This window comes from Bordetella petrii (assembly GCF_017356245.1).
In the GTDB taxonomy this organism is placed as follows: Bacteria; Pseudomonadota; Gammaproteobacteria; order Burkholderiales; family Burkholderiaceae_B; genus Bordetella_A; species Bordetella_A petrii_D.
The window spans coordinates 367,176-381,933 of sequence record NZ_JAFMZZ010000001.1 but is presented as its reverse complement, the minus strand read 5'-3'; the positions used below and the strand labels follow the sequence as shown (position 1 = coordinate 381,933).

At 60.7% G+C, this 14,758-nt stretch carries 14 protein-coding genes and 1 tRNA gene; 6 read left to right on the top strand and 9 right to left on the bottom strand.

The window, feature by feature from the left end:
* Nucleotides 1-62: 62 nt before the first annotated feature.
* The 6 genes from J2P76_RS01910 to J2P76_RS01885 all read left to right on the top strand — a co-directional run bounded on the left by J2P76_RS01910 (nucleotide 63) and on the right by J2P76_RS01885 (nucleotide 7,536).
* The gene (locus J2P76_RS01910) at nucleotides 63-1,358 is read left to right on the top strand and encodes an adenylosuccinate synthase (RefSeq protein WP_207404118.1); all 1,296 of its coding nucleotides are present in this window, start codon (nucleotides 63-65) and stop codon (nucleotides 1,356-1,358) included.
* A gap of 101 nt (nucleotides 1,359-1,459) precedes the next feature.
* Nucleotides 1,460-2,005: a phosphoribosyltransferase gene (locus J2P76_RS01905; protein WP_207404116.1), complete on the top strand. Its 546-nt coding sequence runs from the start codon at nucleotides 1,460-1,462 to the stop codon at nucleotides 2,003-2,005.
* Between the two features lie 329 nt (nucleotides 2,006-2,334).
* Nucleotides 2,335-2,547, top strand: coding sequence for a 30S ribosomal protein S21 (gene rpsU, locus J2P76_RS01900; protein WP_006218592.1), 213 nt, complete (start codon nucleotides 2,335-2,337; stop codon nucleotides 2,545-2,547).
* A gap of 21 nt (nucleotides 2,548-2,568) precedes the next feature.
* Nucleotides 2,569-4,632, top strand: a complete 2,064-nt coding sequence (gene dnaG / locus J2P76_RS01895) for a DNA primase (RefSeq protein WP_207404114.1) — start codon at nucleotides 2,569-2,571, stop codon at nucleotides 4,630-4,632.
* Between the two features lie 547 nt (nucleotides 4,633-5,179).
* Nucleotides 5,180-7,450, top strand: a complete 2,271-nt coding sequence (gene rpoD, locus J2P76_RS01890; RefSeq protein ID WP_207404112.1) for an RNA polymerase sigma factor RpoD — start codon at nucleotides 5,180-5,182, stop codon at nucleotides 7,448-7,450.
* 7 nt (nucleotides 7,451-7,457) lie between these two features.
* Nucleotides 7,458-7,536, top strand: a tRNA-Ile gene (locus J2P76_RS01885).
* Nucleotides 7,537-7,850: 314 nt separating this feature from the next.
* Here the strand turns inward: J2P76_RS01885 and J2P76_RS01880 are convergent.
* From J2P76_RS01880 to J2P76_RS01840, 9 genes are all read right to left on the bottom strand, one after another.
* Nucleotides 7,851-8,660 carry a hypothetical protein gene (locus J2P76_RS01880; RefSeq protein ID WP_207404110.1) on the bottom strand — a complete coding sequence of 270 codons (810 nt, stop codon included), beginning with the start codon at nucleotides 8,658-8,660 and terminating at the stop codon, nucleotides 7,851-7,853.
* A gap of 17 nt (nucleotides 8,661-8,677) precedes the next feature.
* Nucleotides 8,678-9,262, bottom strand: a complete 585-nt coding sequence (locus tag J2P76_RS01875) for a hypothetical protein (RefSeq protein ID WP_207404108.1) — start codon at nucleotides 9,260-9,262, stop codon at nucleotides 8,678-8,680.
* A 588-nt stretch (nucleotides 9,263-9,850) separates the two neighbouring features.
* On the bottom strand, nucleotides 9,851-10,087 hold the full coding sequence (locus J2P76_RS01870) for a hypothetical protein (RefSeq protein WP_207404106.1): 237 nt from the start codon (nucleotides 10,085-10,087) through the stop codon (nucleotides 9,851-9,853).
* Nucleotides 10,084-10,311 (bottom strand): hypothetical protein, encoded by a 228-nt coding sequence (locus tag J2P76_RS01865; RefSeq protein ID WP_207404105.1) that lies wholly within the window; start codon nucleotides 10,309-10,311, stop codon nucleotides 10,084-10,086. The genes J2P76_RS01870 and J2P76_RS01865 overlap by 4 nt, the downstream gene beginning before the upstream one ends.
* Nucleotides 10,304-11,302: a phage major capsid protein gene (locus J2P76_RS01860; protein WP_207404104.1), complete on the bottom strand. Its 999-nt coding sequence runs from the start codon at nucleotides 11,300-11,302 to the stop codon at nucleotides 10,304-10,306. Before J2P76_RS01860 ends, J2P76_RS01865 begins: the two co-directional genes overlap by 8 nt.
* Nucleotides 11,303-11,345: 43 nt before the next feature.
* On the bottom strand, nucleotides 11,346-11,864 hold the full coding sequence (locus tag J2P76_RS01855) for a hypothetical protein (RefSeq protein ID WP_207404103.1): 519 nt from the start codon (nucleotides 11,862-11,864) through the stop codon (nucleotides 11,346-11,348).
* A 6-nt stretch (nucleotides 11,865-11,870) separates the two neighbouring features.
* On the bottom strand, nucleotides 11,871-12,161 hold the full coding sequence (locus J2P76_RS01850) for a hypothetical protein (RefSeq protein WP_207404102.1): 291 nt from the start codon (nucleotides 12,159-12,161) through the stop codon (nucleotides 11,871-11,873).
* Complete coding sequence (locus J2P76_RS01845) at nucleotides 12,122-12,277, bottom strand: hypothetical protein (protein WP_207404101.1); 156 nt, start codon at nucleotides 12,275-12,277, stop codon at nucleotides 12,122-12,124. Before J2P76_RS01845 ends, J2P76_RS01850 begins: the two co-directional genes overlap by 40 nt.
* Nucleotides 12,278-12,482: 205 nt before the next feature.
* Nucleotides 12,483-14,756, bottom strand: coding sequence for a VapE domain-containing protein (locus J2P76_RS01840; RefSeq protein WP_207404099.1), 2,274 nt, complete (start codon nucleotides 14,754-14,756; stop codon nucleotides 12,483-12,485).
* Nucleotides 14,757-14,758 lie beyond the last annotated feature (2 nt).

Sequence of the window (14,758 nt, the reverse complement as noted above, 5' to 3'; positions counted from 1 at the left end):
TACCCAAGAGGGCCGCAGGGAGATTTCCGGATTTCCCGAGAAACTCGATATTGATTCGTACAATGAGCAAGAACGTAGTGGTTATCGGCACCCAGTGGGGTGACGAAGGCAAAGGCAAGATCGTCGACTGGCTGGCCGAATCCGTCCAGGGCGTGGTGCGCTTCCAGGGCGGCCACAATGCCGGCCATACGCTGTGGATCAACGGCAAGAAGACCATCCTGCGCCTGATTCCGTCCGGCATCATGCATCCCGGCGTTACTTGCTTCATCGGCAACGGCGTGGTGCTGTCGCCCGAGGCGCTGCTCAAAGAAATCGAAGAACTCGAGGCGGCCGGCCTGGATGTCCGCTCGCGGCTGCAGGTCTCCGAAATCTGCCCGCTGATCCTGCCGTACCACATCGCCGTCGACCAGGCGCGCGAAGCCCGCAAGGGCGAAGGCAAGATCGGCACCACCGGCCGCGGCATCGGCCCCGCCTACGAAGACAAGATCGCGCGCCGCGCGCTGCGCGTGCAGGATCTGTTCAACCCGAAGCTGTTCGACGAAAAGCTCGCCGAGCTGCTCGACTACCACAACTTCGTCCTTACCCAGTACCTGGGCGCTCCCGCCGTGTCGGCCGAACAGGTCCGCGACCAGGCCATGGCCCTGGCGCCGGCCATCGCGCCCATGGTCAAAGACGTCTCCAGCAATCTGTACGCCATGCAGCAGGCCGGCCAGCGCCTGCTGTTCGAAGGCGCGCAGGGCGCGCTGCTCGACGTGGACCACGGCACCTACCCGTTTGTCACCAGCAGCAACTGCCTGGCGGGCGCCGCATCGGCCGGCGCCGGCGTCGGTCCGCAGTCGCTCGACTACGTGTTGGGCATCACCAAGGCCTACACCACGCGCGTGGGGTCGGGCCCGTTCCCCACCGAGCTGGTCGACGAAATCGGCACGCGCCTGGCCACCATCGGCAAAGAGTTCGGCTCGGTTACCGGCCGCCCGCGCCGTTGCGGCTGGTTCGACGGCGCCGCGCTCAAGCGTTCGGTGCGCCTGAACGGCATCACCGGCCTGTGCATCACCAAGCTCGACGTGCTCGACGGGCTGGAAAGCATCCAGCTGGGCGTGGGCTACCGCGTCGACGGTGAATTCCGCGACGTGCTGCCCTACGGCGCGCATGCGGTGGCCCAGGCCGAAGCCGTGCTCGAAGAACTGCCCGGCTGGAGCGAATCCACCGTCGGCATTACCGAGTACGCCAAGCTGCCGGCCGCCGCGCGCCGCTACCTCGAGCGCGTTGCCGAAGTCTGCGGCGTGCCGATCGACCTGGTTTCCACCGGTCCCGACCGCAACGAAACCATCGTGCTGCGCCACCCCCTCAAGGGCTGACCGGCACCCGCCGCGGGCCGGGCGCCCGCCGGGTTATCATTTCGAAGCCGCCGCCGGCCATGCCGGTGGGCGGCCTTTTCGTATCTTCAGGAGACACCGCCATGAGCGCGCCCACCAACGATGACAGCCATCTGTGGATCACCTGGGACGGCTATAACCGCCTGATCGAGCGCCTGACGCTGCAGGTCTACCAGTCCGGCTGGCAGTTCGACCTGATCCTGTGCCTGGCGCGCGGCGGCGTGCGGGTGGGCGATGTCATGTCGCGCATTTTCGATGTGCCGCTGGGCATTCTGGCCACCAGCAGCTATCGCGAGGCGGCGGGCACGAAGCAGGGCGACCTGGATATCGCGCAGTTCATCACCATCACCCGCGGGGCGCCGGCCGGGCGGGTGTTGCTGGTCGACGACATGGTCGATACCGGCCTGACCTTCAACCGGGTGCAGGCGCACCTGCGGCAGCAGTTTCCCGAAATTACCGAACTGCGCAGCGCGGTGCTGTGGTGGAAGGGGCATTCGCAGGCCACGCCCGACTACTATGTCGACAAACTTCCCACCAACCCCTGGATTCACCAGCCCTTCGAAGACTACGACAGCCTGCGCCCGCACCAGCTCGAGGCCTGGATCCGCAAGGGCTCGAAGTCGAACTGAGCCTGCCGTTGCGCGCGTTCCGGTGCGCGGCGGGCAGCCCGCCCGGGTAAAAGGGGACGATTCACTGTTCCTTGTGCCGGGCGGCCCGCCGGGATTGGCCAGGATTCCTCGCCAAACGCCACCCGGCGTGCTAGAATCTCGGGTTACCAGTAAACCCTACCTGGGTTGCCGGGGCGCACAGGCGTGGTTTGTTGAATGGTTTTCGGGTTCTGCGGTTTGCTGTTTTTGCCGTTTGGAACAAAAATCTACCAACAAGCCATGCCGGGCTTGCAGTCGAAGCGCCCTGTGTGTTCAACCTTTTTGTTACCCCAAAGCAGGCCTGCCACTTTATGCCTATTGTCCGACTGAAGGAAAACGAACCGTTCGAAGCCGCCCTGCGCCGCTTCAAGCGCACCATCGAAAAGACCGGTTTGCTCACCGAACTGCGTTCGCGCGAGTTCTACGAGAAGCCCACGGCCGAGCGCAAGCGCAAGCACGCCGCCGCGGTCAAGCGCCACTACAAGCGGATTCGTAGCCAACAACTGCCGCCCCGCCTGTATTGATGTCTTTGATTCCAGAATCTATTGATTCCAGAATCATTCATCCAGGATTTGCTCGCCCGGGTCGACGTAGCCGACGTCGTCGGGCGATATGTGCAGTTGCGCAAGGGCGGTGCCAACCTGCTTGGCCTGTGCCCCTTCCATAACGAAAAAAGCCCGTCGTTCACCGTCAGCCCCACCAAGCAGTTTTATCACTGCTTCGGATGCGGCGCGCACGGCACCGCCATCACCTTCCTGATGGAACACACGGGCGCCAGTTTCCCCGAGGCCGTGCGCACGCTCGCCGGCTCGGTGGGAATGACGGTTCCAGAAGAAAACCGCAGCCCTCGCCAGCAGGCCGAGTCCGCGCGCCGCAAGGCCGAAGAATCGCGCCACACGCAGGTGCTCGATGCCGCGCAGGCGCACTACCTGCGCCAGCTGCGCGCATCGCCCGCGGCCATCCAGTACCTGAAGCAGCGCGGCCTTACAGGCGAGATCGCCGCCCATTTCGGCCTGGGCTGGTCGGGCACCGACCGCCATGGCCTGGCCAAGGTGTTCGACAACTACGACGATCCGACGCTGGTCGAGGCCGGCCTGGTCATCGAGTCCGAAGACGGCCGCCGCTACGATCGCTTCCGCGAGCGCGTGATGTTTCCCATCCGCAATGCGCGCGGCAGCCTCATCGGTTTCGGCGGACGCATCATCGGCAAGGGTGAGCCCAAGTACCTGAACTCGCCCGAAACCCCGCTGTTTTCCAAGGGCCAGGAACTCTACGGCCTGTGGGAAGCGCGCCAGGCCATCCGCCAGGAAGGGCAGATCATCGTGGTGGAAGGCTACATGGATGTGGTCGGGCTGGCGCAGCAGGGCATCGCCAACGCCGTGGCCACGCTGGGCACGGCCACCACGCCCGATCACGTCAAGAAGCTGCTGCGCAGCAGCGATAAGGTGGTCTTCAGTTTCGACGGCGACGCCGCCGGGCGCCGGGCGGCCTGGCGCGCGCTGCAAGCCTGCCTGCCGGTGCTGCGCGACGACATCGCCATCCGCTTCCTGTTCCTGCCGGCCGAGCACGATCCCGACTCGTACGTGCGCGAGCTGGGGGCCGAGGCGTTCCGGGCCTGCCTGGGCGAGGCCATGGCGCTGTCGCGGTTCCTGCTCGAAGAATTGGCCTCGCGCCACAACCTGGCCGAGGCCGAGGGGCGCGCCAGTTGCCTGCACGAGGCCAAGCCCCTGCTGGCCGCCATTCCCGAATGCGCGCTGCGCCTGCAGATCGAGCGTGAAATGGCGCGCCAGGTGCAGCTGACGCCGGAAGAAATGGCGCAGGTGCTGGCGCAGGCCCCGGCGCGGCCGTTTGCGCCGCCGGCCGGCAATCCGGCCGCGGGCGGTGCCGCCGGCGCCATGCCGCCGCCGGCGGGCGGCCCGGACGGCGGCGGCTATTTCGATGCGCCGCCACCTGATTTCGACTACGAACCGGCCGGGTTCGGCTACGACGACGAGCCGGCCGGCATGGGCGAGCCGGCCGGGGCAGGCGGCCGCGGCCAGGGCGGCTGGCAGCCAAGGCAGGGCGAATGGCAAGGTAAAAAGGGCGACTGGCAGGGCAAGAAAGGCGATTGGCAGGGCAAGAAGGGCAAGGGCGAATGGCGCGGCCGCCGCGACGACGGCGTGGGCGGCTACGAGGGCCGGCGTTCCATGCCATCGCTGGCCAAGCGCCTGCTGGCGCTGCTGCTGGCGCATCCCGAGCTGGTCGACAGCATGGGAGACCAGCAGCTTGAAGTTCTGGACAAAGGGCCCCATCTAGGATTGGTGCGAGACCTCATCATGCTGGCCCAGGCCAGCGGGGCGCGTCATGTGGGCGCGCTGCTGCAGGCCGCCGAACCCGACTCCGACCTGGCCGCCGTGCTCAAGGGCATGCGCGCCGACCTGCTGGCCCAGGAAGACCTGCCCGAGCCCCAGACCGAATGGGACGACGCCCTGCGGCGTATCGAGTTCGACTCGGCCCGCGCCGAGATGGCCAGGCTGGCCGAAACCGGCCTGGAGTCCGACGAGGCGCGCCAGCGCTACCAGGAACTGTCTGCCCGGTTGGCAGTCTTAAAAGGTGGTGGGATACGCTAAATGCGGTAGAATCGAGGGTTTTCCGGCGGCTCTGCAAGGGTTTGCCGCCGGGAATTCGCTTTAAGGCAGATTCAATACAAGATTCCATAGCGGGCCGGGCGCCGGCATAGCGAAGTGGCAGGCACAGAATATGCCGGCCCCGCATGCAGGCAGCCGACCCGTTTTGTTACAATTAGGTGGCAAGTCGCGCAGTTCGGCAGGGGTTTTGGCCGGCGGCGTTGCAGGTACGGAGCTGTGTCCATCGCAAGCAGCTTGGGGCAAGTCCCTTCAAGCTGGCAAGCCTGTCGCAGGCAAGGCAGCCCCCGCAACGCCCGGAAATCCCGCCGCAACGAATCCGCGATACCAGCGCACCCCTGGGCCGCAAGGCCAGAAGGAGTGCCGGTGGGGCCCGACGGGGCCCGCGCCGCGGCCAACGCGGCGCACGCGGCTTCAGCCGGCTTGCCTGTTTTACCCGCATCGGTTCCGCTGCGGCGCCATCGCGCGCGCACCGGGCCCTTGTGGTGCATATGTGCCCCAATCACGGGTTGCGACGACCACGGAAGCGACTATGACCAGAACATCAGGCAAAACCTCCCCTGCAGACGATACGGCTGTCACGCCGGTCAAGGCGGCCAAGCGCGCCGTCAGCATGGCGGCGGAAAAAGCGCCTGCCAAGGCGGCAGTGAAGGTCTCGAAAACGGCAACCAAAACCGCGGCCAAGAAGGCCGCGAAACCCGCCACCGCCGCTGCTGACAAGCCCGAAAAGGCCGCCAAGGCCGCGCGTGCCAAGAAGGCCGAAGACAAGCTGGCCGACCTGGTCGGCGGCGCGCGGCCGTCCAGCGGCCGCCGCCCCGGGCGGCCCGCCAAGAACGCCAACAACGACTCCGATGGTTTCGATGACAGTATGGACGGCGAAGGCGAGGTGCTGCCCGACCTGAAGCCGCCCAAGCGCGGCGGCAAGCGCGGCAAGGCCGATCCCAAAGACCTGATCGCCCGCGGCCCCGTCACGCCCGAAGAATACGAAGCCCGCCGCAACCGGCTGAAGCAGCTCATCAAGCTGGGCAAAGACCGCGGCTACCTGACCTACGGCGAAATCAACGATCACCTGCCCGACGACTTGGTCGACGCCGAGGCCATCGACGGCATCATCAGCACCTTCAGCGACATGGGCATCTCGGTCTACGACCAGGCCCCCGACGCCGAAACGCTGCTCATGAGCGAAAACGCGCCGGTCGCGTCCAACGACGATGACGTCGAAGACGAAGCCGAAGCCGCCCTGACCACGGTCGATTCCGACTTCGGCCGCACCACCGATCCTGTCCGCATGTACATGCGCGAAATGGGCTCGGTCGAGCTGCTGACGCGCGAAGGCGAAATCGAAATCGCCAAGCGCATCGAAGACGGCCTGAAGCACATGGTGATGGCCATTTCGGCGTGTCCCACCACCATCAACGAGATCCTCGCCCACATCACCCGCGTGCGCGAGGGCCAGGCCCAGATCGACGAAGTGGTCGACGGCCTGGTCGATCCCGAAGATGGCGAAGAATACGCCGGCGCCGGCGTCACCGCCGACGAAGACGAGAACGACGACGGCCCGGCCGGCGGCATGTCCAGCAAGCAGCTGGAAGACCTGCGCGTCAAGGCGCTGGCCAAGTTCGACGAAGTCAGCAAGCAGTTCGAAAAGATGCGCCAGTCGTACGAGCGCGATGGCTACAAGTCCGACGCCTACATCAAGGCCCAGGAAGCCATCCTGAACGAACTGATGGGCATCCGCTTCACCGCCAAGATGGTGGAAAAGCTGGCCGACACGCTGCGTTCGCAAGTCGAAGAAGTGCGCCAGCTCGAGCGCGCCGTGCTGCACACCTGCGTCGATCGCGCCGGCATGCCGCGCAGCCATTTCATCAAGGTCTTCCCGGGCAACGAAACCAATCTCGATTGGGTCTTGCAGGAAGTGGCCGCAGGCCATCCGTACGCCGAAACGCTCGAACGGCAGATTCCGGCCGTGCAGGAATTGCAGCAAAAGCTCATCGACCTGCAAACGCGCGTCGTGCTGCCCCTGAAAGACCTGAAAGACGTCAACAAGCGCATGGCCACCGGCGAAGCCAAGGCCCGCAAGGCCAAGCGCGAAATGACCGAGGCCAACCTGCGCCTGGTGATCTCCATCGCCAAGAAGTACACGAACCGCGGCCTGCAGTTCCTGGACCTGATCCAGGAAGGCAACATCGGCCTGATGAAGGCCGTGGACAAGTTCGAGTACCGCCGCGGCTACAAGTTTTCCACGTACGCCACGTGGTGGATCCGCCAGGCCATTACGCGTTCCATCGCCGACCAGGCGCGCACCATCCGCATTCCGGTGCACATGATCGAAACGATCAACAAAATGAACCGGATCAGCCGCCAGATTCTGCAGGAGACCGGCGCCGAGCCCGATCCCGCAACCCTGGCGCAAAAGATGGACATGCCGGAAGACAAGATCCGCAAGATCCTCAAGATCGCCAAAGAGCCGATCTCGATGGAAACGCCGATCGGCGACGACGACGACTCGCACCTGGGCGACTTCATCGAAGACACGTCCACACTGGCGCCGTCCGATGCGGCCTTGCATGGCTCGATGCGCGACGTGGTCAAGGAAGTCTTGGATTCGCTCACCCCCCGCGAAGCCAAGGTGCTGCGCATGCGTTTCGGCATCGAAATGAGCACCGACCAGACCCTCGAAGAAGTGGGCAAGCAGTTCGACGTCACGCGCGAGCGCATCCGTCAAATAGAAGCGAAGGCGCTGCGCAAGCTGCGGCACCCCAGCCGGGCCGACAAGCTCAAGAGCTTCCTGGAAGGGCAGTAAGTTTCCTGGGCCTCTAGCTCATGCCTGGTTAGAGCAGCGGACTCATAATCCGTTGGTGCTCGGTTCGACTCCGAGGGGGCCTACCAAAAAACACCTGTAAATTCAGGTATTTACCGCCGCCAGCAATGGCGGCGTTTCTTTTTTCATTGATGGTTGCCAGATCGTTGCCAGATCAGGGGCCGTTGCCAACTAGCAACGCTACGGCGTGACCATACAGGCGAAGATGAACAGCGCACTCCCTCTTGACCCTGACCTAATAGCGAAGATTTGGGAGCTGCCAGAAGAAAAGCGCCTAGCCCTGGATCGGTTCCTTAGCGCGTACGTAGATGCGGCGCTGGCCGGCACGCTCGTTAGACCAGAGGGCGACACTCCGAACGACTGACATCGCCGCGTAGAGGCTCTAAGCAGACGTCATCGCCAAATGCGCCAGAAACGTCTCAATCTTGGAAAAAGTACGCGCATAGGAAACGCAGTTCTCTTTTTTTGCGCGTTCGGCGAGCTGTCGCCCCAGGTCAGCCCACTTTGCATCCAACAGCGCGTAGTCGCTAAAACAAAGTGCGGCGACAGCGTGACACAGATCAGAGGCATCATTCCCTGTAAAGGCGCTGCTGTGGTTGATATACGCCGTTCGCAATAGTTGCTGGATGCACGTTCTCACTCGATTCGATGGGTCCGGGCGTGATTGATGAGCCAGTGCCACCTGCGCTTGATCAACGCGGGCGCTTGATAATGCCTTTGCAATTGAATTGCACATCTGATCAAATTTATGGCGGAGCGGAGATAGGCCAGCCAAAAGGCCGGAGAATCTTAATGTATCCACCGGATGAGGCCCGCACACCAAAACTATGCTGCGCAACAACTGAGTGTCCGATGGGGGATAGTTCTTCTGCTGTTGAGGCGGTGGGCGGTCAAATTGCCCCAAAATCTGATTCAAGTCGGCAAAATAAAGATTCGGATATAACAAGCCAAACAATCTTTCTACCGCCAAAGGATGCCGCTGGTTCCCCACACGCGAAAATTCAAATATTGTCTGCTGGGTGACTATCAATGTGCCGTTGAGGCGCTTGATCTGACGAACAAGTTCATCGCAGAAAGCCGACTTATCGGCAATCTGCATTAGTGCCCAATGATCTAAATAGACTGCGGGGCGGCAAAATATCTGCGTAAGCGTAATGGAGCCATCCGCTCCAAGCTCTTTTAGAATCGGCATTTTTCTCGGTTGCGGAGCTATTTTTCCAGCAAATTCTCATGAGCTACGCAGTTTTCGACCATTCCCGCCATCTTGCTGTGAAATTTTTCCAGCCGGCTCGGGTCAGTCTTCAGCAGCCCGGCGTACAGGTGTACGGACTCCCTTAATCCATCTAAGAATTTACGGGCATTGATGGTGCGACCAGGCTTATCGAGCAACGGGCCGCATCGCAGAATCCGCCAGCCGTTGCGCGTCTCTGCCTGATGCAGAATGCCGCAGCGGATATCTGGATAGAACCACTCGTTTCCGTTGAACACTTTCAATTCGCCGGCTAGTTCAACGTTCGCAAAGAACCCGAGAAACATGGCTGCTGATTGTCCCCTTGTATCCGGGAGTCCATCATAGAACGCTTGCAGGGTTTCGATTGACAGACAGGCAATCGCCATCATCGTGAACCCGTGAATGCTATCGTCCGACGGCCGATCAACGCCAGCGGGAACTAGATACCGATCTTCGAATCGACACTTGATGAAATCCGCGAGGGCTTCGACGTTCTTCGCATCACGTGCTCGCTCGTATTGAGCCACAGTAAAGCCCTTCGCCAGCTTTGTACGGTGCACCATGTTTGCTCTCTGGTCACGATTAAGCTTATTCGTTGCGTGCACCGATTTTAGAAGGATGGTCGAGGCTAGCAATCGGAATTAACGCGAATCGGGGGAAAGATTTGCGCGTGAGAGGAGGCGCGGTGTCCAAGAAACGCGCTCTCCACGTTAAAGATGCCCCCCCCAGTCATCAATTCATCATCCGCCCATCATCGCCCCATCGCGCATCATTCCATCTTGGCGGCAGCAGCATTGCGGCAGGCCATCGAACACCATCTATTGGGATAACCTTTGCGACGTGCTGCGCCCGATAGGCGGCGGTGGGCTTGTTTCCCGCAAGTCTCGCACGTGAACCAATTTCCAGCCGATACAACGCGTTGCATGTGTTCTCCCCAGGTCAGGGGGTGATTTCTACGATGACGTGCAGCGTGACAGCAACGCAGCGAACAGTACAGCCGCCTGTTCTCGAGTACTAAACCGCCACACCAGCCACATGGCTCACGATGCGCAGGAGCCGCACGCACAGGGCGGCAAGTAATGCAGAACAGGCGAGGCCGGCCAGGGCCGTGCGGTGTGGTCGTGATAATCACACCGCAGGCCCGGCAGGCTCTATTCCGGGATGCCATAGATTTCGATGAATCGCTGAACGGCAGTACGCAGATCGTTTGCAGTGGCTGATCTGTGCTTGCAGGCCACTAAATAAACCAAATCGTCAAAAAGCGGAGCCACCACGTCGCTTGATTCAATCGTGCCTGCGTCATGACCATCCCCGTTCAAGCCCTGTCGAAACGATTCAAGCGCACCAGCAAGTTCGGCGCGTGTGATAGGTGCAGTGTCGGCATTCATTTTTCGTTCTCCGGGGTAATAATTTGCCCTTCAATGGATGTAAGACGCTTTTCTAAAAGCTCAATTACCGCCAGCAGTTCTTCAGCGAGCGCGAACGAATACGCCATGGCGTACGCGTGCGAAGGCGGCATCTTGTCTCTGGCGTCGGCAACCGTTGCCTGAACCGAATCGAGCATTCGCTGCGCTGCGCCGGGCAGCAATCGGCTTTGCAGATCGTTAGCCATACGAGGCCCCGTTGATAACGGCCACAGAGCCGGTACGCGCACGCCATGCGACGGGCGTTTCAGCTAGGTAGCCAATCAGGTCCGATTGCCATAGCGACGTGGCCGTATCGCCTTCGGCAGTGAACACGATGGCTTGCTCGCTGGTCCTCAGCGTAGCGTCATCCAGGCCCGAAATCTCGATACCATCTTGATCCAGCAAAGCAATGGGCGATCCGGCGCTATCGAACGGCACTGCCGATGAAGTCACGACCGGAATACCGACCAAAGAGCCGCCTAGAGCGTGGATCGTTTCGAATGCACGGCCGCGAAGGTTCAAGCGCGCCGCAATCCGAGGATTCATTACGAACGCGGCGGTTTCTAGCTTTCCGGCAAAGGCGTCAATCAGCGCGGCGATGTCTACGGCAGGATCATTCGTAGCGGGGATGGCGGTAGCAGCATTCGTCACACTAGCAGGGCGCTCGCCCACAACGCCGGCATTCGAGGGTGAGATGAAAGCGAGGTCGACGGCTTCGACAAGCGAAGCGTTCAAATCACGGGTGAGCAGCGTATCGACCTCGGACGCTTTCACCAGTTCTTGCGTCACGACGGCGAGCGCAGCGACTTTATAGGGCTTCAACGACCCGCCATTTGCGTACGAGGCGGTGGTAGGGGTCTTTGGGTCTGCCTCGTTGATCCAATATGCGGTCGTGCCCGTGCCTGTCACCATGCGGGTGTAAAGCGGGATTTGGCGTAGGAGGGGCAGACGGCCAACAATCGTAGCCGGCCGGACAGCGTCCATATAATCGGCCGCGATAGCGCCGCCCGCGAGACCCGGTTGATTGCCGGTTCCCATCACGTCGAGGGCGCGTTCAATGCGTGTCGCATCGCTCCATCGGGTACTGGCGGTGACGTACTCGATAGCTGCGGCGGGGCGACCGCCCGTGATGCCTAGGGCCTTCAATGCACGGGCAGCGGTACGGCCCGGGACGCTGATAGCAGTAGTGGCGTTCATGATTTCGAATCCCTCGTAAATTAATCGTGAGAGGGATTCTGGTTCAGATGCCGGTCTTCACCAGCAATTCGAGTACGCCGGGCGAAATGTCGCGGCGTTTTCTGGCTCGATGCACAGCGTTTTGTCCGATGGAAAGCAACCATCTATGCCTGATATGTCCAAGAGCCAGCCCTGCCCACAGTCGGAACGCGCGAGGATTGTCGAGACACATCACATCGTCATCGTTGCGTAGGAGCCGAATCGCTTTCTGATCGTTTCCCACCGCATCAGCAAACGCGACCAGCAACGAATCACGTATTCGTAAATTTTCCAGCGTCGATACGTGGCGCTCGCCCACCGATGGCGCGAAACCAAGATGGTCAGCAAGGTCACCGCCCTGATGCTGCCACGCTTGCAATCCATCAGCGAGACGACGCAACAGCGGCTTTTGATGGCGTATAGGATGATTCTCGGCTAAGGCAAACAGCAGAGCTATCGACGAATTCAAGTCGTCCACGCGGTCATCGTTACCGCGATGCTGAACGGGAGATAGCGCGAATGGATCGTTGTAATGGTTGTTCATGGCTCATCATTTCCGCATTTGCCGATTTCGCAGCCGCGCCTTGCTAATCGCGTATACACAGTTGCGGGAGTTTTGAATGCGTTGAATCTGTACGCCAGCGGTCAGCAATGCGGCGATCATGGCATCGTTGCAGATGTACGTACCCTGATAACGCTCCGCGACATGCTTTAAGTGATAGCTACTGCCGTGCGGTCGTTGAATCGTCTTAACACCATCGAGAAACCGCAAGGCTTCTTCTATCTCGTTGCCTCGCCGCTTCAACTCATCGCGCCAGCGGCAATGCTGATCATCGTCCACATCAACGGTACGAAACCGTTCGCCGACAGATCAGAATGCAACGTCAGAATTTCTTCAGCGGTCATCATGATTTTTCTGGCGGTGGTGGCGTACTCGTGCGGCGTGCTAGAAAGCATGTCGCCACCAAATAAGTCATTGATTTAAAACGATAATATGGGTTTCGGCATACGGAGGCATAGGCAAGGCGTACTCGGGGGTATAGCGGGCGCGCGGCGCTGCTGCTGTCGTTCACGTTACCGTTACGCTGCTGTTATGCATCTAGCCTCCCATATAGCTTTATCTATGCCTCCCATGCCTCCATTACTTGTAGAGCCAGCAATATCAAGGCTTTCCGGCCGGTGGCGTGTGGTCGGCATGGGGGGCAACGGCGGAATTTCCGAACACGTTGCGCTTCGGTGGCACCAACCGAAAACGCGTACCGGCGTGTCCTTTCCTGCGCTCTACGTCAAACCGGCCTAGGATCGCGCCTGCGCGCCTTGTTTCGCTTGGGGAGGGGTTGGGTATCCCTACGTCTTGCAGAATCGCGGTAACGGTCCGCCATGCCCACCGAGAACGGTCCGCCTGCCAATCCAGATCAGTAAAAATACGTTCCTCGATAGGGTCGATAATCTCGTGGGCAAGGTTCGATCCGTTCAGGGCTTCCAGTTCATCGGACGATAACCACGGGTGTACGCCGTCAACCTCATACATGTGTAGCGCCTGCGCCCACAATTGTTGTACGTCGATGCCGTGGTCGGCTATCGCGCGCGTGATCGATATGACCCACCATCGCCTATTGCCCGTAGTGTCTTTCAGAAATTCTGGGCGGTTCACCGTCGATACGCATGCAGTCCGGCGCTCATAGCGTTCTACTTCACGGGCATACGGCCGACGGATTTCATCAACACTACGCGTTAGAAACGCTTTCATGGCGCTTGAGTCGCTGTTGCGAACGATGCCATCCACTTCAGCTAGTTCGACCACGAAATGCCGCACGATGGTTAGAACCGTATCTTTGTTTTCAATGTTCTCCGGTTTGAATTCGGATAACACGTAAGGCTGCATGCTTTCGTCAACTAGCGATCGAATCCAGCGAGTTTTTCCGCATGCCTGCGGGCCTAGCAAGGTCAGTACGCCCGGCATCACGAATCCCTGATTCGATGGGCTCGTTCCTGCGGCAGCAGCGGCCACAATCCAGCGCATCATGAGAACGTGGCGCAGCCGTCGCCCATCGGGAAGCACCGGCTCATCGTCGGTAGGTATCAACGTGTCGTAGAACGACGGCAAGCGGTCGGTGCCGTCCCAAGCGTTACCGCGTATCCATTCGTCAATCGGGTTGAAGCGGTTGGCATCTGCAATCAACGTTAGGTGCGCGTCGATCCCTTCGCGGGACAAACCGAAATGACCGGCAACGCTAAGAATCCAGGCCCGTTTTGCCTCATTGCCGCGAATCGATGGCACCGGCAGATCGATATCGACATCGCGGGTAATGACGTTGTATCGGACCTTGGCACCCACACGCTCTAGAACCGCCTGAACGTTTTCGGCCACATTCTTTGGCCGTCCAGCTAATGTGGTGTACGGAAGCGGAACAAGCGTTGATATTTCCTCTCCGCTATCAGCATCAAGAACGATGGCCGAACCGTTTGCGGTAAAGCCCTGTACCGGCTGGCGCGACATATCCTTATCACGGCATACGTCTCGGTTCATCGCGCACGCCTCGGCAATGGTGCCGGGCAAATAATCGGTACGGTCCCATTTTTCACGAACCAGGGCGGAACGACGCATCAACGCTTCGATACGTTCGTGATTGCGGCCCGTCCAGAACGCAAGGTGAGACGCGAGTGCCATATCAACCGACGACCGGTCATAAGAATCCCACGAATTTTGCGCCGGGTACGTTTTGCTCAGTACCTCATCGTTGGCCGACCACAGATCATTGAATGTTGCGCGACCACCGAACACGGCGCCGGCTGATTTCGAATTGCAGGCGCGTCGAATCAGGTCATCGTCATCGGTCGGGCCGCGCCAGTCATCAACAGGCGTTGTTCGCCAGTCGGGGTCATTGTGGCGAGCGCGTGGCTTGAAATACCAGTCCGTTAGCCACGTGGCTGTTTCTGGCGCGATAAGGGTATCGACGTTGCCGACGGCATTCGTACCCGTCAACGCGATGAAACGCTCCGTCGTGTAGCACTCCAGGCCTAGCGAGACGTTCTTGCAAGCGTGATCAGCTCGCAGTGTACCGCGCCCGATGATATGCAAGCCCGTGCCGGATTGCGAGACTTCCACCGCGCAACCGTTGAACGCTTGGCACATCGTTTGCGCGAGCGCCGACCATGAGCCATCCGGTTGCAACGCGTGGTCAACATCGATGAATACGTAAGGGTCTTTATCGGACAGGACGAATCCGATACCGTAGGTTGGACCGTGAAGGGGTAAGACGCGTGCGGCCTCGTCGAACGATACCCAGTGCTGCGGATCATGCGCGTTCACAGGTTTCCCGTGGATGTTCGTCGGCAGCTTCGTGAATTTTTCATCCGGGCCGGGGCGCGTCGTCCACAAAATAAACTGCGGGTAGGCGGCCAGTCCCGCCAGGGCGATAGGTAGGTGCTGCATGC